General features: G+C 54.1%; 13 protein-coding genes. 4 read left to right on the top strand and 9 right to left on the bottom strand.

Annotated elements, in window-relative coordinates; genetic code table 11:
* Positions 1-20: 20 nt before the first annotated feature.
* From CCY01nite_RS02410 to CCY01nite_RS02450, 9 genes are all read right to left on the bottom strand, one after another.
* Entirely contained in the window at positions 21-1,766 is a 1,746-nt protein-coding gene (locus CCY01nite_RS02410) for a RagB/SusD family nutrient uptake outer membrane protein (protein WP_146857701.1), read from the bottom strand.
* Positions 1,767-1,802: 36 nt separating this feature from the next.
* Positions 1,803-4,961: a SusC/RagA family TonB-linked outer membrane protein gene (locus CCY01nite_RS02415; protein ID WP_222614296.1), complete on the bottom strand. Its 3,159-nt coding sequence runs from the start codon at positions 4,959-4,961 to the stop codon at positions 1,803-1,805.
* A gap of 30 nt (positions 4,962-4,991) precedes the next feature.
* On the bottom strand, positions 4,992-6,413 hold the full coding sequence (locus tag CCY01nite_RS02420) for a fasciclin domain-containing protein (RefSeq protein ID WP_146857703.1): 1,422 nt from the start codon (positions 6,411-6,413) through the stop codon (positions 4,992-4,994).
* 14 nt (positions 6,414-6,427) lie between these two features.
* The gene (locus tag CCY01nite_RS02425) at positions 6,428-8,131 is read right to left on the bottom strand and encodes a fasciclin domain-containing protein (protein ID WP_146857704.1); all 1,704 of its coding nucleotides are present in this window, start codon (positions 8,129-8,131) and stop codon (positions 6,428-6,430) included.
* Between the two features lie 14 nt (positions 8,132-8,145).
* Entirely contained in the window at positions 8,146-9,642 is a 1,497-nt protein-coding gene (locus tag CCY01nite_RS02430; protein WP_146857705.1) for a RagB/SusD family nutrient uptake outer membrane protein, read from the bottom strand.
* A 19-nt stretch (positions 9,643-9,661) separates the two neighbouring features.
* A complete protein-coding gene (locus CCY01nite_RS02435; RefSeq protein ID WP_146857706.1) occupies positions 9,662-12,931 on the bottom strand; it encodes a SusC/RagA family TonB-linked outer membrane protein in 3,270 nt (1,089 codons plus the stop codon).
* Positions 12,932-12,938: 7 nt separating this feature from the next.
* Positions 12,939-15,155 (bottom strand): fasciclin domain-containing protein, encoded by a 2,217-nt coding sequence (locus CCY01nite_RS02440; protein WP_146857707.1) that lies wholly within the window; start codon positions 15,153-15,155, stop codon positions 12,939-12,941.
* A gap of 337 nt (positions 15,156-15,492) precedes the next feature.
* Positions 15,493-16,722, bottom strand: coding sequence for a rhamnogalacturonan acetylesterase (locus CCY01nite_RS02445; protein WP_246129832.1), 1,230 nt, complete (start codon positions 16,720-16,722; stop codon positions 15,493-15,495).
* 46 nt (positions 16,723-16,768) lie between these two features.
* Positions 16,769-17,800: a GntR family transcriptional regulator gene (locus CCY01nite_RS02450; protein ID WP_146857709.1), complete on the bottom strand. Its 1,032-nt coding sequence runs from the start codon at positions 17,798-17,800 to the stop codon at positions 16,769-16,771.
* A 130-nt stretch (positions 17,801-17,930) separates the two neighbouring features.
* On the opposite strand from CCY01nite_RS02450, the gene rhaT reads away from it, so the two are divergent.
* Genes rhaT through CCY01nite_RS02470 form a run of 4 tightly spaced genes read left to right on the top strand, consistent with a single transcriptional unit; the run spans position 17,931 to position 22,760 of the window.
* Complete coding sequence (gene rhaT, locus CCY01nite_RS02455; protein WP_146857710.1) at positions 17,931-18,980, top strand: L-rhamnose/proton symporter RhaT; 1,050 nt, start codon at positions 17,931-17,933, stop codon at positions 18,978-18,980.
* Positions 18,981-19,004: 24 nt separating this feature from the next.
* Positions 19,005-21,131: a bifunctional aldolase/short-chain dehydrogenase gene (locus tag CCY01nite_RS02460; RefSeq protein WP_146857711.1), complete on the top strand. Its 2,127-nt coding sequence runs from the start codon at positions 19,005-19,007 to the stop codon at positions 21,129-21,131.
* 27 nt (positions 21,132-21,158) lie between these two features.
* Positions 21,159-21,473, top strand: coding sequence for an L-rhamnose mutarotase (gene rhaM, locus CCY01nite_RS02465; protein ID WP_146857712.1), 315 nt, complete (start codon positions 21,159-21,161; stop codon positions 21,471-21,473).
* 12 nt (positions 21,474-21,485) lie between these two features.
* A complete protein-coding gene (locus CCY01nite_RS02470) occupies positions 21,486-22,760 on the top strand; it encodes a sugar isomerase (protein WP_146857713.1) in 1,275 nt (424 codons plus the stop codon).
* Position 22,761 lies beyond the last annotated feature (1 nt).

A 22,761-nucleotide genomic window follows, 5' to 3' on the forward strand; every position in this document is an offset into this window, starting at 1 on the left:
AAAAAACAACTTTATTCGTCTTACAGATCGAAAGGCAGATACCAGTTATCCTGATTCATCAGCTTCGCTCTGGCGTCCGCCGCACCGGGCACCCCGTCTTTTTGCAGCTTCTCATATATCTTGTCTGCAAGGAAAGAAGGATCGTTTCGGCGCAGCGCGATGCGCAGCAAGTCCGGCCAGCGGGTGCCTTCATAACCATTTTCCAGTGCCGTTTCATTGATCAATCCGTCTTCTATCTGCAACAGGCTGTCGGCAGCCGGGATTTGCAGGGAAACAAGATTTGCCCGCGCCCTGATCCCGATATTGCGGTACCAGTCCGAGCGGTAATATGGAATGCCGTTGCTGCCGCTGTTCCTCGCATCAAAATTGAAAGGATATGGCTCGAACAACGTGTTCTGATAGTCCGTTACATTACTGGTCGGTGCGGGATAAGCGCCGCCAATGCCGGAGTTGAACAATCCCCATGCGAGGCGGTGCCGGCCCGTGCGGTTAGCGGCTTCCGCAAAGCGCATATGCAGATGCGTCTGCCGGAACAGGAACCATTTACCGCTCCTTTGCAGGATGTCCGCCGGGAGATTGGTGTTATAATTCAGATAGTTGTAGAGATACTTCATCACCACCGGCTGGCCGCCGATCTCTCGCCAGGTGAACAGGCCGCGTGCATCATAAGGCTGACCGGGTATCTGCGGCGCGCTGCTGCGGGTGCGTTGCTGCTGGCTGTTCCAGTTATCGATCGCGGACTGCGAGGGTTTTACAAGGTAATCCCCACCCACGGGTGAAAACAATTTCACGAAGGGGTTGGCCGGTTTGAACTTGTGATCAAACGGTATGGCCCATACCCATTCCCTCCGGAAGCCCTCTGTATTCATGGCCTGCTCGAACATGATCCGCCATTCAGAGTTCGTGATCAGCGAGGTCTCGTCTCCGTCGCGGGAATAGCGGATGTAGTGATCGATATCGCCATTACTGTCCCATCCCAGTTTGTACATGGAAAAGTAAGAGCCGTTCACAGTGCCGGCGGTGCCGGTCTCCATCACCTCGCGGTACCAGCTGGCGGCCTGTACGTAATTACCTTTCCAGAGGTGCAGATCGCCGAGCAGGCACCTTTTGTTGATGAACCATTTATTCGTCGGATAGCCGTCTACCGTGATGTTCAGCGTGGTGCCGGAAGGGTATTCTTCCTTGTAGGGCAATGCTTCGGTAGCGCTGATCAGGCTGTCCAGCAGCACATTGAATGACAGGCGCGGGAAGTTGCCGGCGTCTTTCAACGCATCTACCGTTTCCAGCGGCGAGGTAACGTAGGGCACTTCTCCGTAGTGAATGCCCAGTTGAAGATACAGGAACGCGCGCATGCAGGCCACGTCTGAATAGCGCTGGATGTATTCCGCGTCCTGCAGTTTGTTCTCCTGGTGCATGATGGCAAAATGTTTCAGCACATCATTGCAGTTGAGGATCACTTCGTAAAAGGGGCGCGGACTGGCCCAGGGATTGTCCGGCGTTACGCTGTGCGTGCTCAGCTGACGCAGGTACCGGTCCGCATTGTCCGTATATTCCAGCATGTCCCCGCGCAGCTCGTTCAGCAGAATGTAACGTTCCGCGAGGCCCATGAACTGGCCGTAAATACCAATGACGGCGGCATCCGCATCATACACGTTGCGGTACATGTCGCTGACATCCAGCTCATCCTCCGGCTTTATATCGAACATCTTTTTGCACGAAGATCCCGTTACTGCCACGGCCGCCAATAGTATGAATAGCTTCTTCATATGTCGTATCGATTTCTGATTGAATTAAAATGGATTTTACAAGCCTATCCGCACACCCAGCGTCACGCTTTTGAACAGCGGGTCAAGACCGGCATCGATGCCCTGCGCGAACACGCTGCCGGCCGCGCTGAACTCCGGATCGTATCCCTTGTATTTCGTTAGCGTGATCAGGTTATTTCCTGTGGCGTAAACAGTGGCGTTCTTCAGGATGCCGTTTTTGATGGGAATATAGTACTGGAGGGATACCGTGCGCAGGCGCAGATAAGAACCGTCCTCTATCCACCGGTCGCTGAAGCGGGCATTCCCCATCGGATCGCCCCAGGCGGCTTTCGGTGTATTCGTTACCTGTCCGTCCGCGCGCCACCTGTTGTTCATACTTTCCAGCTGGTTTTCCACGCCGCTGGCTGATTCCAGGCGGTAGCGCAGATAATTGTACACCTCATTGCCCTGGCTGAAAGTGATCAGCGCGTTCAGCTCAAAGCGGTTCCAGAGAATGCGGTTGGTGATGCCGCCCGTCCAGTCCGGGTTAGGATCGCCGATCACCCGGCGGTCGTCCGCATTGATCTCTCCATCTTTATTTATATCGATGAAACGTACATCGCCTCCGCTAAAGGTGCTGAATGTTCCGTCGTTGTTCATTTTCCGTAATCCTTCCGCCGCAGCTTCCGCATCGGATGCATACACGCCGTTCGTGGTGTATCCGTAGAACTGGTTGGCGGGTTGATCGTTGGCCGTCAGGATGGTGGCGCCTGCATATTCGGTGGTGAACTGCCCTCCCGGCACGGATATGATCCTGTTTTTGTAGCTGCTGACGTTGAAGCCCAGGTCCCACTTCACTTTCGGCGCATTTACGATGCGCGCGTTCACCGTTGCTTCCCATCCTGTATTCTGCATGCTGCCGGCATTGGTCAGCATGGTTTTAAAGCCTGTGGCGGAAGGCAGTTCTTCATACACCAGCATATTCTCTGTTTTATTGGAATATACGTCCAGGCCGATGTTCAGGCGTTCCTGCAGGAAGGCAATGTCCAGCCCGCCGTTCAGCTTCTTGCCGGTTTCCCATTGCAGCGCGGGGTTGGCGATGCCGTTGCGCACCAGCCCCTGCATGCCCAGCAAATTCTGCGAACCGTAGGTTTGCCGGCTGGTGTAATTACCGATGTCGTCGTTCGCCGTGATGCTGTAAGAAGCCCGCAGCTTCAGCAGGTTGATGCCGGAGCCGGACATGAAGTCTTCCCCGGAGATCAGCCATGCCGCCGCAAGCGAAGGCATTACAGGAAACTTGCTGCCGTTGATCGCTATACCGTCTTTCGCCTGCTTCCCAAAACGGGAAGAGCCGTCCACCGCCATGTTGAAGGACAGAAAATACTTGTCCATCAGGCCGTAATCCGCATTGAGATAAGTGTTCAGCCAGTTCCATTTGCCGATGCCGCCGCCGACCTGCCGCAATGCGGCCAGGCCGTTCTGTACGCTCACCAGCTCGTCCGTGGGAGAATTGTAGCCGAGCGCGTAATCCTGCTCAGCATCATTCTTTTGATACCGGAAGCCAACGCGGACGGCTACACTATGCCGGTTGTTGTAACGCTTCGTGAATTCCAGCCGTGTATCGTTGTAGATGGAGTAAAGTCTTTTTACCTGGCTGCCCAGCCGGTTTTCCGCGATGGCCTGCGGCAGGGTGTCTTTAGCCAGGCCGCTGCCGGGCACGAAGATGTTCTCGCGCACTTTGTCGTATACAATACCGATCGTTGTGCTGGCATTCCAATGATCGGAAAAATCGTACTTGAACCCGAACGTGCCGTAGAAGCGGTAATATTTGTTGTACGCCTGCATTTCATCGATCACAGCGGTGGGATTGCTGATGCCGAGCGAGTCGCGGTCGGACAGGTTGGGGCTTTCCACGCCTTCGTTGTTCACCTCACGGTCATGCATGAACGGAGATTTCACCAGGGAGAGGAAGAGCGGGGCGGTGTTATCCGCAATACCCTGGTCTTTCAGGTTTTGTTCGTTGTAAGTAAAAGAAAGATTGGCGAAGCCAGTGAATTTCCGGGTGAAATTGAAAACGGCGTTGAAGCGGGTACTGTAGCGGCTAAGGTCTGTTCCGCGCATGATGCCTTCATTCTTCATATATCCCATGCTCAGGCCGTACGTGGCGATGTTATCGCCGCCGGTCACCTTGAGGTAGTAGTTATTGCTCATGCTGTTGTCCATTACCCGGCTTTGCCAGTCGGTATTGTAATGGTAGCTATGGTAAAACGGACTGGCAGGGTCATCGTTCATATACGGCAGCGCCGCGATCTCCGCGCTGCTGAGCCCTTTGCTGCCAAGCATTTCGCTCAGGTAAGTGCGGTAATCCGCTGCATTCATCACAGGCAGTCTTTTCGGCGCGATGTTGAAGCCGGCATATGCGCCGAAATCGATTTTCGTGGCCTGCTCCCGCGTGCGCGAGGTGGTGATGATGATAGCGCCGTTCGCACCTTTGGCGCCATAGATGGAAGCAGCGTCGCGCAGCACGGTGATGTTATCGATATCCCGCGGGTCTATCAGCGACAGCGGGTTGGTGTAGTTGTTGGCGATGATGCTCTGACCGTAGTCGTTCGCATCGAAGATCATGTTATCCACTACGATCAGCGGCCTGTTGGTGCCGTACAGGGAATTATAGCCACGCAGGAAGAGATTGGCGCCCGCGCCCTGCACGCCGGAGCGGCGGATGGCGTTGAGCCCGGCGATCCTGCCTTGCAATAATGCGTCCGGCATTTCGGCGGTCTGCTGCCAGCCGTTCACATTGTATTGCCCCGCAGAAGCGGTCACATTCCTTTTGCTGCGCGTATCGAGCGGCAGGTTGACCGGCGCGGAGAACGATTCAGCGGAGGCGTCCAGCAGGGATACTTCCAGGTTGTTCCGGCCCCGCAGGGATACCAGCCGCGTATCGTAGCCTTCACCGCTGACAAAGATGGTGGATTGCAGGGAGGGTACATTCAGGACGAATCGTCCGTCTGCATCCGTGATGGCGGCGGAAAAATTTTCCACACCCACGCGCACGTTCACGGCAGCCTTTCTGGTAGCGGCATCTGTTACCTTCCCTGAAACAGTAACTCCCTTCCCGGTCGCACGCCTGAGCGTTGTGTCTTCGCTCCCGGTCGTAGTTTGCGCCGCTACCATTCCGGCTGTTAAAACAAACACAGAAACAAGTATGATCTTCATCCTGAAATATTTTGTAGTATGGTACATATCTTAATTGAATGAGGGTTCCAGCCGGATGTAGTCACATACCAGCGCGCTGTTGGCGGCATTGGTAGTATTGGCGGCCGTTAAATAAATATCCAGCAGCGGGTGAAAGGCATCCAGCGTGAATTCCCCCACCAGCACCTCTTCATAATTATCAGGCGTTACCGTCACATAATCCAGCAGTGTGGCGTCCGGCGTTCCGATGCCGAGCTTCTGCGAAAAGTTGTTCGACTGAAAATCATTCACGGCCACCCAGTATACTTTGTATTTCACGCTGTACATATTTTGCAGGCGGTAGCTCAGGTTGAAACGGGAAGTGCCGTGATTGAACACCAGCACGTCCTTGAACGCCAGCTGCGTCACCGGGTTGAAGCGGTCCCTGAAGAAGGTGTTCCCGCGTTTGTCAACGCTTTGCGCGCGGTAAAACTCCGCATCGATGCGGAAGGAAAGCAGCTTGCGTTCCGGCGCCACCTCAATTTTCCCCATGACGTAGATCACGCCATTGCTGGTGAGTATGGTTTGCTTGATCTGCGCTTTCTCAATGGGCACCCGCACGCCGGACACGGAGGTCAGCGTATCAGGCAGGGTTTGCAGGGTGTAAGCGCTGTCTACCGCAAAATCTTTTACCACTTCCCAGGCCGAAAGGTCCCTCGTACTGTCCGCCGTGCCGGTCACAAAGAAGGGGTTCAGCTTCGTCACTTCCGTATCCCAGGCCGCGTCTTCCAGCACAAAGAGGGTGAAACGGCGGGATTCATCGCGGAGGTCGTGCACATTGCGCCAGAAGATGTTCGTGCGGATGGAATCCGTACCGGGCCGGTAAATGGGCTCGCCGGTGACGGGGTTTACACCGATCTGCTCCGCATTCGTTACATCAAACACGTTCCGGAACAGGGACAGCATGTAGGCTTTCTGTTTCGCGGGAATGGAGGTGTTGTTTTCCAGCGCTTCCCAGGTATTGTCCAGCGCGGGCAACATCCTGTCAACCACCTGGATGACGCCGTTCTTCGCATAGCGGTCCGCCGTCGTGATGGTGGCGTCCTCCACGGTTTTAGCCTGCATGCGGAGGTATTTGCCGTTGAGCATTTCAATGTTGAACGTTTTACCGGCGGGGGCGGTGAACCATGACTGGTTGGCGATGTGATTGCCGACGAAGCGTTTCAGCCGCGCAGGATCGTTGACGATCGCGGGGTCCAGCGTGGCGAGGGCTTCGTTGCCGGGTGCAAACACCGTGAATGTTTTGGAAGATGCGATCACTTCAGCATAACCGGATTTTTCCAGCAGCTCCGCAAAGCTGCTGAGGGAAGGGTCCTGGCTGATCTGCTCATACAGGTCCTGCTTCAGTCCTTCGCTGGTAATGGCGTTATGATCGTCCCACTTTTTACATCCGCATACCATCGCCAGTGCTATTATCAAAAATATACGTGTCATAATTGTGCCTGTTGTTAGTTATAAACTTTTGATCCGTCAATCCTGAACCTTGGCAGTATCTGGTTTTCATCGATCGGGATAAAATGGATCATGTCCAGGAAGTTATTGTTCTGCGTGCCGCTCAGTGGTGTGATGCGGATCGTCTGTCTTTGCGTGGTGAGGAATTCGTACGTGCCTACCAGTTTGGCCGCATAGTTGGAATCGGAGGCGTAGGGCCTTGATTCCGTGTATTGCTTCCAGCCGATGGCTTCCAGCTCCGAGTCGCTGCCTTTGGGGCGGAGGTCGGTGAAATTGAAGGTACGCGGCATCACTTCGCCGTTCACGGATACCTGGCAGAGCATGTTCGAGCTGCTGGATTGCTTGCTGCGGGCATAGCAGATCCATATCTTGTACTTTCCTTTCACGATCGGCGGCGTGGTCATTTCCCACCAGATGGGGCGGGCCGGCAGCCCGAGCGGCAGCTGGTTGCAGTCGTTGTGCACTGCATAGCGCGTGATGCTGGACGAGGTGCTGTAACTGTAGGTGAATATGTTGGTGCCCGCGTTGGAGCCCCATCCCCAGTCAATATCCTTGAAAAGCTTGTCCGCTTCTGTTTCGCGCCGCCACGTGAGGCTGGATTTCCCGTATACCGCCGGCAGTTTCATCACTTCTTCGAAAGCGGACACTTCCCAGTACACCGCAGTAGGCGGACGGTACTTCAAGCTGTAGTGCGCGTCCGCATCATGCCATACGCCGTTAGTGGCAGCATTGTCGCTGGACGGGCGTTTCAATGCGATTCCCTTTTCCACGATGCCGTTAAATTCATTTTCATTCACGATCACGTTCTGGTTGATCAACTGCACGCTGATCACTTCCTGGGGCTGGAAGGTCTGGTGCGAAGGCGAGGTGATGATATCTCCGAGGAACTTCACGCCACCGAGAATATGGTAGGCCACATACATATGGAGGCTGTCATTCGGGTTGGAAGGGTCTCCGAGGGTGGAGTACCTTGCCTTCAACGCGGCGTAGGAAGCGAAGCCGCTGTCCGCCAGCGCATTGTTGCTTTCCGCGATCACGGTCATCCAGCGTTTGGCCGTGTCCGCATCCACCGTATTCAACACATCATAAAAACCGGTTTCCTTCAACGCCTGCACGAACACGGAATATTCGGGCTTTGCTTCAAGCTGTTTGGCGATGGTGAGTGAAGATGGTTCCAGTACGTTATTCAACTGATGGATCATGCCGTTGCCCACGCGGATATTGGATCTGGTGATCTCCGCCTGGCGGTTGATCATGTAGCTGGACGCGCCGCCGTCGAAATTCACGCCGGTCACGAGATATTGCCCGAACATGGTGGGAACGGGCAGCTTTCCGTCTTTGAACGCGGCGGTGGTAATGGTATCGGTGAGCAGGTGGAACTGCACCATGTTTTTCAACACCTCAATGTCCACCGCATCCACATTGGCCGCATTGATCTTCGCCAGCCAGGCGTTCACGCCGCTGTTGGTCGGTGCAAAGCAGGTGTAGGCGCCATAGGCATTGAGGAATGCGCTTGTTTCGGTGCGGTCGAGGATCTGCTTGAACAGGGAGAATGAATCGGGGTATTTTTCCAGATAACCTACAATGTTCACATCATCCGTGGTCAGCAATTCTATCTGGTTCTTCTTGCACGCCGTGATGAGCGCGCTGGTCAGCAATAGCGCCAGCATAAAGGGATATATGAGATCTTTCCTGGTCATAACGGGCAATTGAATTATTTGTAAAAAGGATTCTGCACCAGCAATTTGTTCGTCTGCAATTCGTACTGGTAAACAGGCATATAATGGCTATTCTTGTCGCGCAGCTTGTTGAACGCGGCCTGCTGTCTTTCTTTCGGGATGCTGGTGCCCACCATGTTCAGGAGGTAGTTCAGCTGCTGGTAGTTGTTGCGTTTGGCATTGCGCAGCACGTCGTACCAGCGTTTTCCTTCAAAAGCGAACTCGCGTTGTCTTTCCTGGAGGATATATTCTTCCATGCCCTGCATGCTGGTGGAATCCATCGGCATGCCGAAGTCCAGCGCATTGGCACGCTCCCGGACGGTCTTCACAAGGCGCGAAGCTTCCAGCGGCTGATCCAGCTGGTTGATGGCTTCCGCTTTCATCAGCAGCACATCCGCATAGCGGTAAAATATCCAGTGGGCAAAGGATTGCTCCGCCGAGCGCAGGCTGGAACCCGCGTCATTCGCGCCGATATATTTCCAGATAGAAAGGTCGGACGCGCGCAGCGAGCAGCCTTCTCCCCTTTTATCCACAACGGGAATGGGGTTGATGATGTCTACCCCGAACACCTCTTCCATGAGATGCGGCGCGGCGCTCCACCTGCGGGTGGAGGTCTGGTGCATGAAGTAGAAGGGGTTCAGCTTCTGGGCATCGAACTGCAATTCAAAAATGCTTTCGCTGGAATTGCCTTTGAAATAAACTTCATCGAACACAGACAACTCTCCGCCGATCAGCCCGAAACGGTTGGAGCTGATGATCTTGTCGCATTCCGCGGCGCACTCCGCATATTTTTCCATCCAGAGATAAACGTCCGCCAGGATGGCGTTTGCGGTATAGCGGGTCACGCGGCCTTTGTCTTTCGCAGTATTATTATAGGTCAGCGGCAGCGCGGGCTCAGCTTTTTTGAGATCGGCCACGATCTGGTTCAGTATTTCGTCACTGCCGGATTTGGCGAGTGGCTGCAGCTCTTCGTCGCTGGTGGTGGCGGTGAGCTTCAGCGGCACCTGTTCGAAGGTCCGCACCAGGTAGAAGTAAAGCAGGGAGCGGATCGCCAGCGCCTCGCCCTGTGCCCGGTTAAGATGTTCCTCCGTAAAGGTGTTGTCTATATTCCGCACGGCGGGCGCCAGGTCTATGACGGTGTTGCAGTAGTTGATGACCTGGTACACGGTGCGCCAGTTGGCGAATATATTGGTGGGGAGGATGTTGACGTTCACGAGGTCGTATTCGTCCGAGGAAGCGCGGAAACCGGGTGAAACCATGTCCGTACGGGCTTCGCCCCAGACGAAGAAATATTCCGCCAGGGAAACATTGTAGTCCGGGCTTCCAAGCAGGGCGGCGTAAATGCCGGTCACGGCGGCGTCTACCTGTTCCTTGGTCTGCCAGAACTCATCCCGCACGATGCCGTCCTGCGGCTGCAGATCCAGCCATTTGTTGCAGGCAGCGGTGCTGAAAAGTACTGCGAACAAACATGTATATGTGATCAGTTGCTTCATGTAAAAATCATTTAGACAATTAAAAACCTGCCTGCAAGCCGATGGTGAAGGTCTTCGATGGCGGCGTCATGGAATAGTCGTATGCGATACGGAAAGGATCGGCGCCCAGGGGGCTTACTTCCGGGTCCTGGCCGGTATACTTCGTCAGCGTAAAGAGATTTTCCGCGGTGGCGAACAGGCTGAGGCTGCGCATTTTGAACCTTGCCAGCTGCTTGTTGTCGAAAGTATAGCGGACCGTCACCTGCCGGAAACGCAGGAAAGACGCATCTTCCACGTACCGGTCGCTGCCCAGCCAGTTATATCCACCGGCGATAACAGCGCGGGGCATATCGGTGACATCTCCTTCTTTCCGCCAGCGGCGCAGCACGGCCGTGCTCTGGTTGTCGAAGTTGTACATGTTGGTGGTGGTCATCTTGGTGCCGTTCACGATCTCATAGCCGTAGCGGAAGTTGAAGAACGTGGTGATGCGGATCTTGTTCTTCCAGGTGAAATTCGGACCGAAACCGCCGCTGAGCGTGGGGTTGCTGTTGCCGAGATATACCACGTCCATATAGTTGATATTGCCATCGTGATTGATGTCCTCATACATGGCATCGCCCAGCTCAAAAATGTAATCCACATTGGGATAGTTAAAGCGCATGTAGATCGTCTGCCCGTTCGGCCCGATGATGGGCTTGCCGTCGGCGCCCCTTGCCACTGTGGCATCTCTGTCCTTATACACGCCTTTGTATTTGTAGCCGTAGAAGGAGCCGAAGGGATTGTTCACCTGCAGCACGCTCATGTACTGGCCCAGCGCGGTCACATCGCCCTTGCTGTTCGGGTAGAATTCCGATATCTCGCGGATGATGTTCTCGTTGCGGGAAATATTGAAATCGAATCCGATGCTCCAGTTCTTTGTTTTTACCGGCGTGGTGAACACGGCAAGCTCCCATCCCTGGTTATCCATCGTGCCCACGTTCATGTTCACATTATTATAGCCGGTGTGGGAAGCGATCTGCAGACCGTCAAAGAACAGGTCTTTGGTACGGTTGCGGTAGACTTCCGCATCCAGGCGGAAGCGGCCTTCCATCCAGGAAAGGTTGGCGCCGACGTTGCCGCCGTGTATCGTTTGCCAGCGGAGGTTCTTCAGCTCCATCGTGGCGGGATACACGCCGCTTTCACCGAGATAGCCCCAGGAGAAGGTGTTGTAGCGGTTGTAAAATGTGTAATCATAACGCGGCGCTTCCCCGCTCAAACCATAGCTGGCCCTGAAGCTGAGGTCATCCAGCTTTTTGATGCCGCTCATGAATTTTTCGCCGGACACTCTCCAGCGCACACCGGCGGAGGGGAACAGGCCGTATTTGTAATTGGGACCGAAGCGGGAGTTGCCGTCGCCGCGTAAGGTGCCGCTGATAAAATATTTGTCCTGGTACTCATACTGCGCCGTCAATGCCGCGCCGATGCTCCTCGTTTGCGAAATGCCGGATACGGCGCGCAGCTCCTGGTTCTGTGTGCGGGAGGGTGCGGAAGGGTCCATCAGCAATGACGAGGCAGTGTTGGAGGTCATGATCTCCTGGTTCACGGATTTATAATCGTCCGTCATCACCGTAAAAAAGGCCATCAGGTTATGATCGGGATTTTTAAAACGATGATTGTAATCCAGGCTCAACTTGGTAGTAACACCAAACAGATCGATATCACCGTCATACGCCCTGTTCACCACCGTTTCCGTATTCGGACGGCCGGTGGCGATCTGCGGCAGGAAGCTTTTATTCTTGGTATTGTTGATGTCGAACTGCACATCGCCCACGATCCGCAGCTTTTCCGGGATGATGTTGTACTCCATCTGGAAGCGCGGCACGATCCTTTCGCCAAGCACATTGTATTTGGCTTCCTTCGCCATTGCCACGGGATTGTAGATGCGGCTGTACGCGCCCTGTACGTTCTGCGCGGGGGAGAAATAGGTGGGAGACAAATTGCCCTGGTCATCGTACTCAAACACGCTCATGTTCGGCATTTTGATATATGCCACGCCACGGATCGCGCCGTCCTTCGCGCTGAGGTAACTGCGGTCCTGGTCTGTGTGCGTATAGGCGATGCTGGTGAATATCTTGATCTTGTCAGAAATAAGGTAGTCCAGGTTGATGCGGGTATTGATGCGTTTCAGCCCTGTTCCCACGGTGGTGCCGCTCTGGTTGAAGTACCCTACGGAAGCGAAGTAGCGGGCTTTTTCACCACCGCCGTTCATGCTGATGTTATGGTCCTGCAGTACGCCTGTTCTGGATATTTCATCGATCCAGTTGGTATTGTTGCTGTAGTTATGATACCAGTAAGGATCATTGGGGTCGTAGTTGAACTCGCGCACGCTTTGCGTATTCAGCGTAGAGCCGTTCCTGTTAATGAACGCTTCGGGGATCAGGGTGGAGTACTGATCACCGTTCAGCATGGGAATGGGATCGGGCAATACGGAAGCGGAGCCTTTGAAAGAATAGGTGAGCGCGGGTTTGCCCATTGTTCCTCTTTTGGTGGTGATCACCAGTACGCCGTTGGCGGCGCGTGAGCCCCAGATGGCGGTGGCGGCGGCATCTTTCAGCGCGGAGATCTCCTTGATGTCTGCCGGGGAAATGCTTAGCAGTTGCGCGTATCCCTGCTCATCGGCGGAGCCGAAGTTAAAGTCGCCGGGGATCTCGGTCTGGAAGGGCATTCCATCTACCACGATCAAAGGGTTGCCGGTGCTGCTGATGGAGGAGATACCGCGGATGCGGATGCTCATGGCCGCGCCGGGGTCGCCACTGGACGCGGTGATGTCCACTCCGCTCAACCGGCCCTGCAAGGCCTGGTCTATACTGGCGGCGGGCATTTCTTCCAGCTCCTTGGCCGCGATCTTCGAGATGGCGAGGGTGGAATTGCGTTCCTTGATGTTCATCATGCCGTTATTGACGGTGGAACGGGAGGTGACGGTAAATTCGTTCAGGTCCGTGGAACCGTATTCCAGCGAGATATTGACGGTAGTGCGCCCGTTCAGCGGTTGCGAGAAAGACCTGTAGCCGATGAAGGATGCGCTGATGCGGTTCTTCATATTGGTCACCTTCAGGATGAAGTTCCCTTCAATATCCGTAGGCGTGCCTTTGATGACGCGCCCGTCCGCATCCACCTCCATAACGGAAACACCTATTAGCGCCTCTTTGGTACGTTTGTCCGTCACCTTTCCCTTCACGATGGTCGTTTCTGGCATCTGGGCCATGGCAGGAAACGTGGCGCATGTGACGATCGCCAGTATGCTTACTACTGTTTTTGTAAAATTCAGCATAGAAAGGTTATTCAACATATTTTAAATAGTCGCTGATCAGGTGGATCATGCAACGGTTACTGAGGTAATTGCTATTGGCGGGATCTACGTCCACGATCCGTGCATGCATATCCGTTACCTTCATGGCATTGGGAGTGGCGTTGCTCACGAATACGCTGGTGGGATCGCCGTTGGCGTTGCGGAAGAGCGTTTCAAAGGAACCGCTTTCCTGGCCGTCCGTAGCTACGGATTTTTTGTTGAGGATGTGGAAGTAGATAAAGTTGCTGACCAGCTCCTTATCCGCGAGGCTGGAAGGATTGAAGTCCGGCACTTTGTTGGGCGCTGTGCCGGTGCCGGGCAGCAGCCCGTCGTTCACCGCGGCCAGGATGGCGTCGTTATCCGGGATGAAGAAGGTATAGAAAGAGCCTGCGGCTACGTTCAGGATATCGCCGGAGGAGGCGGTATAGATGGATGAACGCCGCAGGTATTCCCAGAAATAATGGAAAGGCGATGTGTCCGGCGTGCCGATCTTTTCGAGGTGCTTGCCGATAGTGGATTCGCTGAAGGTCAGCACCTGGTCGAGGTAATGCGCCGTACCGTTCAGGGCGGATTTTGAATCGGTGTTGTTTGCCATAATACCTTCATCCACATTACCGGCGGCAAACACCTGGTTATTTTCATACCGCACAAATTCGCCGCCATACGTTTTCACCACGCCGGAGCCGGACAGGCTTTGTACATCCAGGTCAGGGATCACGTGCAGGTTCAGCAGCCGCAGCAGGCGCACCAGGGCGGAAGAACCGGTCAGCTGCGCGCCTCCGTTCGGCGGCGTGTAGCGCCACTGGAAAGCGGGATTATTGTCTACCAGCGGATCGGAGAAATAACCGGCGGCATTCAGCACGTCGTTGCTGATGAGCAGCAGCGAATACTTCAGGCGGATATTGGATATCTGGAATTTCAGCTCCTGGTTCAGCAGGCTCGTCATCATGGAATAACGGGGGTCGAGGTACGCGCGGCCATACACGCTGCTGAACACGTTGGCGGCCTGCACTTTACTGGTGCCGTAGAAGATGCCGTTGCTCAGTATTTTTTTATCTACCACATCGGCGGCGGGATCGAAACGGGCTTCTTCGCCGAGGAAATTGAAGGTGGTAGCGAATTTGCTCGGCCATACCGCGGTCTGCCAGAGATGCGCATTCACGAAATCGTAGATGATGTTGATGGGCATTTCATCAAGACTGGTGTAATGTTCGAGCAGCACTTCGTTCACATAGGTCAGCAGGGCATCGTTCGTGGGCACGAACATGCTGTAGGAATTTTGCTGCCCGTCGTTGTCCTGCTGCTTGAGAAAGTTCTCGTTGTTGGGCGAGAAGGCAAGGCTGGCGTTGAAGATCTTTGTATACACCGGCGAAGGGTATCGCTGCGACACAGCGGGATTCAGCGCGTATTGCAGCAGGTACTTGTCGAACAGCTTTTTAAACTCGCTGTATTGCGGCTGGGTGGAGATATATTCATCCAGGCCGGGCAAAGTGGTCACCACCCTGTTGATCACGTGGATCACGCCATTCTCGGCCGGAATGTCTTTCTCCGTTACCACCGCGTCCACTACGTTAAAACCTGTATAGGGGGTAGCGGGATAAAAGTAGTTGTAGTCTGTTGCGGACAGCCCTTTGGCCGTCATGAAATTATCGACGAAATAAGGCAGGTACTTGTTATTGTTATCGGCCTCCACATAGTATACGGAACCGTTATTGTTCCGGTTGCTGTTGATGACCTTGATGTTTTCGCCGTTGCTGTTCTGCCCGTCGTACACACCGGTATAGCTGGCCGTGCGGCGTTTGAAGGCAATGTTGGGCACCCAGCCCTGGGTGCTCTGATAATCCCCGATACGCTCGCGCTTGAAGGCATTGTACACGAGGCAATAAGTCACGATCTTCTGACATGCGCTGCTGTCCAGCGCGTCTATACCGGAAATGCCTTTTTCCTTAAAGTATACTTCAAAGGCGGAATCGTGCGGAGCGAAGAAAGTCCAGTAACCGGCGGCGGCAAGTGTTTTGTGATACCCTGCCTTGTCGATGGCAGCCAGTATGTTGCTGAAGTTCCCTTTGCTTTCCAATACCTGGTAAATAGGCGGTTCCAGGGTATCAGGGCGACCATAGTACTCGTCCCAGGCCTTCTTTTTGCAGCCAATAGCGGCCACTAACAGGCACGACAGCACCATTAATCTGTTAGGAAAATTTTTCATCGTGGATCGTAAATGTTTGTTTAGCGAATAAGGAGTCTATGGCCGGGAATGTATTTTCCTGGTCAGGGATGCGGCAGGGGGATGTCCTGAAACGAGTTGTTGCGTATTCATGGTAATCAGTTTTTTTCCGGTAAAGGAGCCCTCGTCCGGAAGGTACTACGATGGAAGTTGCTCCGCACGGGAGTGCGGGGTTCATTGTTCACTATTAAATGTTCACTGTTAAATAAAAATCTGGTTGATAAAATATCAATCTCCGGAATAAAAGTATCCTTTTAAAAATTAACAACCGTCCTGAACTATCCTGCCTGCATGCAAATTGTCAATGTGACACGTAAATCTAATTGCCATCCGGCTTCAAAGCGGGTTTCAGCGGGCTTGACGGCCAGTACCATGCATCAGCGTCATCCGGATGCGCGGGGTCAAAAGGCGGTACATCATTCATGAGGTAGCGGGCCAATGGCAGCCTGGCATCACGGATGCCTTTCACAATACATTTCGCGATCTCATATGCGCCGTATGTGCTGAAGTGGGTATTGTCCCGCAGCGCATCGGGCTGACCGGGAAATGTATTCGCGGGGTAGTGCACGAAAGCTTTCAGTGAAGCGGCTTCGCCCCATGCTTCGTATAAAATTTTACTCATGGCGTTCAGGTCTATCAGCGCTACGTTCTCTTCGCGCGCCGTTTGCCTTACCGCTTCCGGGTAATCGCCAAGCGTGTTGATGATGATGCGCCCCGCATCGTCAAAGCTGCGGCGGTGCATGGAAGTGACCAGCACGGGGATGCCGCCTTTGCTGCGGGCTTCGCGGATAAAGAAACGCAGGTCTTTTTTATACGTGGTGAATGGACCAACTCCTTCGCCCTTCTGCTTCTGATCGTTATGTCCGAACTCAATGAACAGGTAATCGCCGGCCTGCATCCTGCTGATGATCTTCTCCAGCCTTCGCGCACGGATGAAAGAGTTGAGCGCTTCCCCGCTTTCCGCGTAGTTGGCTATGGCTACTTTACCGGACTGAAAGAACGACGGGATCATTTGCCCCCACGCGGCCCAGGGTTCCCTGTCCTGGTCTACCACGGTGGAGTTGCCCGCCAGGAAAACGGTGATGGCTTTTCTTTCCGGCGTTATCTCAAGGGAGCGGATGGCCGGTGCGCGGCCGTTCAGCTCGATGGTTAATAAATTGTCCCAATGACGGTAATTCCGTTCGCGGGGTTTCAAACGCACTTTACCCGTCACCTCCCCTGCCGCATTCCGGATCAGCGTATCCCGTACATGTACGGTAAAAGATACCTTGCCGGTGACCGTATCCCGCACCATCAGGCGGCGGCACTCCACCCGGACCGTTGCGGAAGCGATCTCCGTTTTTACGTGATAGTTGCCTTCCGGCAGCCGGACGGAAAAGAAAAACGGGCTGTCAGCGCCGATGCCGCGGCTGGTTTCCTTCAATACCGCGCCTTCTTCAAAGCCATATCCTGCCGCCGCATTGTACATGGAACCGGTGGTAACACGAACGGCCCCCGCGGGTGCGCGGCCCGCTCCGAAATGGAATTGCTGTGCGTGTCCGATTGACACTAATAAATTGACGCACAGGAATAAAGCGATGATTTTCTTCATGGGATCAGAGGGATGGGCGCATAATGATGTTGAACGGAACTTCGATCTGTTCCCTGGAATTATCGAGTATCATGCGGGCGGCCAGCTCTCCCATGCTCCTGAAGTCTGTGGAGATGGTGGTCAGACCGTTCAGTATCAGCTTTTTCAGCGGCGTTTCATTATAGGTGATAATACCTACATCCTTCCCGATCACCAGCCCGAGCGAGATGATCTTCTCGATCAGCACCACCAGGTCGTTTTCCCGGACATTTATATATACATCACCGGGACGGATCTCTTCTTCCTCGATGTCCGCCACCACCTCGCTGGTGAAAGCGTAATTCTGGCAAAACTGCTCGAAGCCGTCCCGTATCTCGTCCGGATAATAAGAATGTTCGGGAAAGATCAGCTTGATGGTCTGGTAGGTCTGCAGCCTGTCTTTCGCCTGCTCCAGCGCTTCATAAATATCTTTCTGAAAATTTTCGTATACCGCGCCGTATTCGCCGGTAACATCTTTCAGCTTTTTGTCCAGCAGAATGAGCTTGTCTTTCGGAATGCTGTTGATCACTTCGTCCACATTATCCCAGCGCTCCCTGAAATGCGGCAGGATCACCACATGCGTGTAGTCGTCCAGCTTCTGGGACAGCAGTTTTTTAAAGAGGGCGAAATCACTGTTATAAATATAAAAATCAATGCTTCCCAGCTCTCCGAGCTTCGCGGCAAAGGAATCATAAATGATCTTCTTGTGTTCGCTGAGCTTGTTGAAAAGCAGTAATATCTTGTATTGGCGGCCGAGGTGGGTGTTCTTCACGAAATATCCCTTGCCGGGTACGGAGCCCAGTATGCCCAGGCTTTTCAGGTATTTATAAGCCTTTTCCGCCGTGTCGCGCGATATCTCGAAAACATAACTTACTTCATTGATGGAAGGCAGCACATCATCCTCCCCCACCTTTCCATCGGCAATGGCCTTGATAATGGAATTGGCCAGCTGGTAATATTTCGGCGTGGCGGAGAAGTCGTCTATGAACAGGTATTTGAAGATCGGATGTTGTTTCATCAGTACAGAAAGTCTTGATCCCTCAACGGACAAGATACTAAAAATAAACCATGACAGTGCATGACAGTTGGAGGGGCGCTTTCCATTAATTTTAAAAAAATTGAACTTATTCGCCTATTAATATTCCACAATGCAAGTTATTCTCGGTATTCTGTTTCATTTCATTGGCGGTTTCGCCTCCGGTAGTTTCTATATTCCCTATAAAAAAGTTAAAGGCTGGAGCTGGGAAAGTTATTGGATCACAGGCGGCCTGTTTTCCTGGCTGTTCGTTCCGTTCATCGCCGCATGGCTGACCGTGCCGGGATTCATGGACATTATCAGCAATACACCTTTTACCACATTATTCTGGACGTATTTCCTGGGCGTGCTCTGGGGCATCGGGGGGCTGACCTTTGGATTGTCCATGCGCTACCTCGGCATGTCGCTCGGCATGGCGGTGGCACTGGGCTTCTGCTCGGCTTTCGGCGCGCTGATCCCGCCGCTGTACAAGGAATTTTTTACGGACAGCCCGGATAATTTCTCTTCCATGCTGCAGCAGGGCAGCGGCATATTCGTATTGCTGGGCGTGATCGTGTGCCTCGTGGGCATTGCGATCAGCGGTAAGGCCGGCATGTACAAGGAAAAAGAGCTGCCGGAAGAGAAGCAGAAGGAAAGTATCAAGGAGTTTGACCTGAAAAAAGGGCTGACCGTGGCGATCGTATCCGGCATTTTGAGCGCCTGCATGAGCTTTGCGATCTCGGCGGGCGAATCCATGGGCCAGGCCGCGGTAGAAAATAATGCGAACCCCTTGTTCAAAAACAATGTGATCTTTATAGTTATTATGCTTGGCGGGCTGACCACCAATTTCATCTGGTGCATGATCCTCAATGCAAAGAATAAAAGCTTCGGCGATTACACGAACCGCAAAACCCCGCTGGCGAACAACTATTTCTTCTCTGCCCTTGCCGGCACCACCTGGTTCCTGCAATTCTTTTTCTACGGCATGGGAGAAAGCAAGCTCGGCAACGGCGCCAGCTCCTGGATACTGCACATGGCCTTCATCATCCTAATTTCCAGCATGTGGGGCCTCACGCTCCGGGAATGGAAAGGCGTCAGCAAAAGAACATTCGCTACTTTCCTCGTCGGCATCGCAACGATCATCCTCTCTGTGGTGCTGGTGGGATACGGTAATTCATTATAACACGCTTTTTATAAATTAAAGTATATGTCGAAAAATAACAGCACTATGACCCGGTTCAGGCACGTAAGTTACCTGTGGGATGATGCGAAAGCTGCTGAAATGGCGGGGGACGAAGTGGCCCTGCTGATCTACCGCTCCAATTTGCTGGGCGCGGACCTGCGCCTCACGAACTATGGCGGAGGAAACACTTCCTGCAAGGCGCAGGCGATTGACCCGTTGACGGGGAAAAGCACGGAAGTGATGTGGGTGAAAGGTTCCGGCGGGGACCTCGGCACGCTGAAACGCAGCGGGCTGGCGGCTTTGTATGTGGACCGCCTGCGCAGCCTGAAAAATATTTACCGCGGCATCGAGTTTGAAGATGAAATGGTGGAGCTGTTCAATCACTGCATTTACGACCTGCACTCCAAAGCACCTTCGATAGACACGCCCCTGCATGGTTTTCTGCCTTTCGCGCACATCGATCACCTGCACCCTGATGCAGCGATCGCCATCGCCGCCGCGAAAGACGGTAAAAAGATCACGCAGGAGCTGTTTTCCGGTACCATCGGGTGGGTGGACTGGCAGCGGCCGGGCTTTGACCTGGGCCTGCAGCTCAAACAGTGCCTGGACGAAAATCCCGGCATCCGCGGCATCATGCTCGGCTCCCACGGCCTCTTCACCTGGGGCGACACCGCGTATGAAAGCTATGTCAATACCCTGGAAGTGATCGAGCGCTGCGCGGAATACCTGGAAGAACATACCAAAGGCAAAAAAGCCTTCGGCGGCGAACGCCTCGCGGCACTCCCGAAGGAGCAACGCCTCTCGCAAGCCGCCGCGCTGGCGCCTGTGCTAAGAGGATATTGCTCTTCCAACACAAGGATGGTGGGGCATTTTACGGACGACGACAGGGTGCTGGAATTCATCAATTCCAATGACCTGGACCGGCTGGCACCGCTGGGCACCAGCTGCCCGGACCACTTCCTGCGCACCAAGATCAGCCCGCTGGTGCTGAACCTCGCACCCACGGAAGACCTCGGTAATACAGATGCGGTAAAGGAAAAGATCGCGCCGCTGTTTGAAGCGTACCGCCAGATGTACACCGAATACTACAACACCTGCAAGCATCCCAACAGCCCGGCTATCCGCGACGCCAATCCCGTGGTGATCCTGTATCCCGGCGTGGGCATGTTCACTTTTGCCAAAGACAAACAGACTGCCCGCGTAGCCGCGGAGTTCTATATTAATGCCATCAATGTGATGAAAGGCGCGGAAGCGATCTCTTCCTATACTTCCCTGCCAAGGCAGGAGGCTTTCGACATTGAATACTGGCTGCTGGAAGAAGCAAAACTGCAACGCATGCCGAAGCCGAAAGCATTGTCCGGCCGCATTGCCCTGGTAACAGGCAGCGCCGGCGGCATTGGCAAGGCCATCGCGCAGAAGTTCGCGCAGGAAGGCGCTGTAGTGGTGATCAACGATAACGACCAGCAACGGCTGGAATCCGCGGTACAGGACTTTACCAAACAATTCGGCAAGGACGTGTTCGCATCGGAAGTGCTGGACGTGACCTCCGCCGCCACCATCAAAAAAGCATTCAACACGGCGGCGCTGGCCTTCGGTGGAGTAGACATCGTGGTGAACTGCGCGGGCCTCTCTATTTCCAAACCGCTGGAAGAGCATTCCGAACAGGATTGGGACCTGCTGTACGATGTGCTGGTAAAGGGACAATTCCTCGTGACCCAGGCGGGCGTGGAGATCATGCGTAAGCAGGGCACCGGCGGCGACGTGCTGAACATCGTCAGCAAGAACGCACTGGTTTCCGGTCCGAATAACGCCGGCTACGGCTCCGCTAAAGCGGCGCAGCTGCACCTGAGCAGGCTCAATGCCGCAGAGCTGGGCAAAGATCGTATACGCGTGAACGTGGTAAACCCGGATGCGGTGATATCCGACAGCAAGATATGGGCCGGCGCATGGGCGGAAGGCAGAGCCAAGGCTTATGGCGTGAAAGTGGAAGAGCTGCCGGCATTCTATGCCAAACGCACTTTGCTGAACGAGATCATTTTGCCGGAAGACATCGCCAATGCCTGCTTCGCTTTTGTGGGCGGATTGCTCAACAAGGCTACCGGCAACGTGCTGAATGTGGACGGCGGAGTAGCCATGGCGTTCGTGCGTTAAGAAATTCGTACGTTAAAAAAACAGCCCATGCATCGCGTTGCATTTAAAATGAAATTGTTCGAAGGCTTCGAAGCGGAATACAAACGGCTGCACGACAACCTGTGGCCGGAGCTGGAAGCGCTGCTGAAAGCCAAAGGCGTTCATGATTATTCGATCTTCCTGGATGAAGAAACGCTGACGCTTTTCGCCTACCTTCAGATCAGTGACCCGGCGGCGCTGGACGACCTGCCGGCGCAGCCGGTGATGCAACGCTGGTGGGAACAGATGAGCAGGGTGATGGAAAGTCATCCGGATAATTCTCCTGTGACTTTTCCGCTAAAAGAAGTATTTTATATGAAGTAAAACAAACACGTTATGCAACTGGAAAAATACCGGATAGAAGAACATAACCAGTCCCTGCTGGCCGCACACCAGCGGGCTTTTGCCTATATTTCGGGAGAAACGGAAGGGGTAGACAACATACTGGAAAAGCTCGCTGCCTTCCAGGTGGCGATCCCCAGCTGGGCGCTCGGCACCGGCGGCACGCGCTTCGGGCGCTTCCCCGCGGGCGGCGAGCCCCGCAACCTCGAAGAAAAGATCGAAGACATCGGCTTGCTGCACCGCCTGAACCAGTCCAGCGGCGCCATTTCCCTGCATATTCCCTGGGACATTCCGTCCAATCCCTCCCATATCAAAGCACTCGCGGCACAGCATGGCCTGCGCTTCGATGCGATGAACTCCAACACTTTCCAGGACCAGCCGGACCAGGCGCTGAGCTATAAATTCGGCTCCCTGCAGAATGTGGACAAAAGCGTCCGCCAGCAGGCGATCGACCATAATATCGAGGTGATCCGCCACGGCATCGAGCTGGGCTCCGATTCGCTGACAGTGTGGCTTTCAGACGGCTCCTGCTTCCCGGGACAGCTGAACTTCCGCAAGGCTTTCCAGCATACGCTGAGCGGCCTGCAGGAGATCTACGCCGCACTGCCGGATAACTGGAAGATGTTCGTGGAATACAAAGCTTTTGAGCCGAACTTCTACTCCACCACGGTGGGCGACTGGGGCCAATCCCTGCTGTACGCCAGCAAACTCGGCCCGAAAGCCTATACACTGGTAGACCTCGGCCATCATCTTCCCAATGCGAACATCGAGCAGATCGTGGCGTTGCTGCTGATGGAAGGCAAACTCGGCGGTTTCCATTTCAATGATTCCAAATATGGCGATGATGACCTCACCGTGGGCAGCATCAAGCCGTACCAGCTTTTCCTGATCTTTAACGAGCTGGTGGAAGGGATGGACAGCCGTGGTATGAACCATGCAACAGACCTCGGCTGGATGATAGACGCTTCCCATAACGTGAAAGATCCGCTGGAAGACCTGCTGCAATCCGTGGAAGCGATCATGATCACTTACGCGCAGGCTTTGCTGGTAGACCGTAAAAAACTGACCGAAGCACAGCTGAACAGCGATGTGGTTACCGCGCAGGAAGTGCTGCAACAGGCTTTCCGCACGGACGTGCGCGCACTGGTAGCCGAAGCCAGGCTGCGGGCCGGCGGCGCGTTGAGCCCGATCGGTATGTACCGCGCGGAAAAAGTAAGGGAAAACCTGATCAAGGAAAGAGGATTGAAAACCGTGGCTACCGGACTGTAAT

Origin of the sequence: Chitinophaga cymbidii, assembly GCF_007992715.1 — a bacterium.
Taxonomy (GTDB): Bacteria; Bacteroidota; Bacteroidia; order Chitinophagales; family Chitinophagaceae; genus Chitinophaga; species Chitinophaga cymbidii.

Excerpts from the sequence above, each read along its gene's own strand:
- CCY01nite_RS02410 (WP_146857701.1), bottom strand. The coding sequence starts at position 1,766 with ATGAAGAAGCTATTCATACTATTGGCGGCCGTGGCAGTAACGGGATCT.
- CCY01nite_RS02415 (WP_222614296.1), bottom strand. The coding sequence starts at position 4,961 with ATGAAGATCATACTTGTTTCTGTGTTTGTTTTAACAGCCGGAATGGTA.
- CCY01nite_RS02420 (WP_146857703.1), bottom strand. The coding sequence starts at position 6,413 with ATGACACGTATATTTTTGATAATAGCACTGGCGATGGTATGCGGATGT.
- CCY01nite_RS02425 (WP_146857704.1), bottom strand. The coding sequence starts at position 8,131 with ATGACCAGGAAAGATCTCATATATCCCTTTATGCTGGCGCTATTGCTG.
- CCY01nite_RS02430 (WP_146857705.1), bottom strand. The coding sequence starts at position 9,642 with ATGAAGCAACTGATCACATATACATGTTTGTTCGCAGTACTTTTCAGC.
- CCY01nite_RS02435 (WP_146857706.1), bottom strand. The coding sequence starts at position 12,931 with ATGCTGAATTTTACAAAAACAGTAGTAAGCATACTGGCGATCGTCACA.
- CCY01nite_RS02440 (WP_146857707.1), bottom strand. The coding sequence starts at position 15,155 with ATGAAAAATTTTCCTAACAGATTAATGGTGCTGTCGTGCCTGTTAGTG.
- CCY01nite_RS02450 (WP_146857709.1), bottom strand. The coding sequence starts at position 17,800 with ATGAAACAACATCCGATCTTCAAATACCTGTTCATAGACGACTTCTCC.
- rhaT (WP_146857710.1), top strand. The coding sequence starts at position 17,931 with ATGCAAGTTATTCTCGGTATTCTGTTTCATTTCATTGGCGGTTTCGCC.
- CCY01nite_RS02460 (WP_146857711.1), top strand. The coding sequence starts at position 19,005 with ATGTCGAAAAATAACAGCACTATGACCCGGTTCAGGCACGTAAGTTAC.
- rhaM (WP_146857712.1), top strand. The coding sequence starts at position 21,159 with ATGCATCGCGTTGCATTTAAAATGAAATTGTTCGAAGGCTTCGAAGCG.
- CCY01nite_RS02470 (WP_146857713.1), top strand. The coding sequence starts at position 21,486 with ATGCAACTGGAAAAATACCGGATAGAAGAACATAACCAGTCCCTGCTG.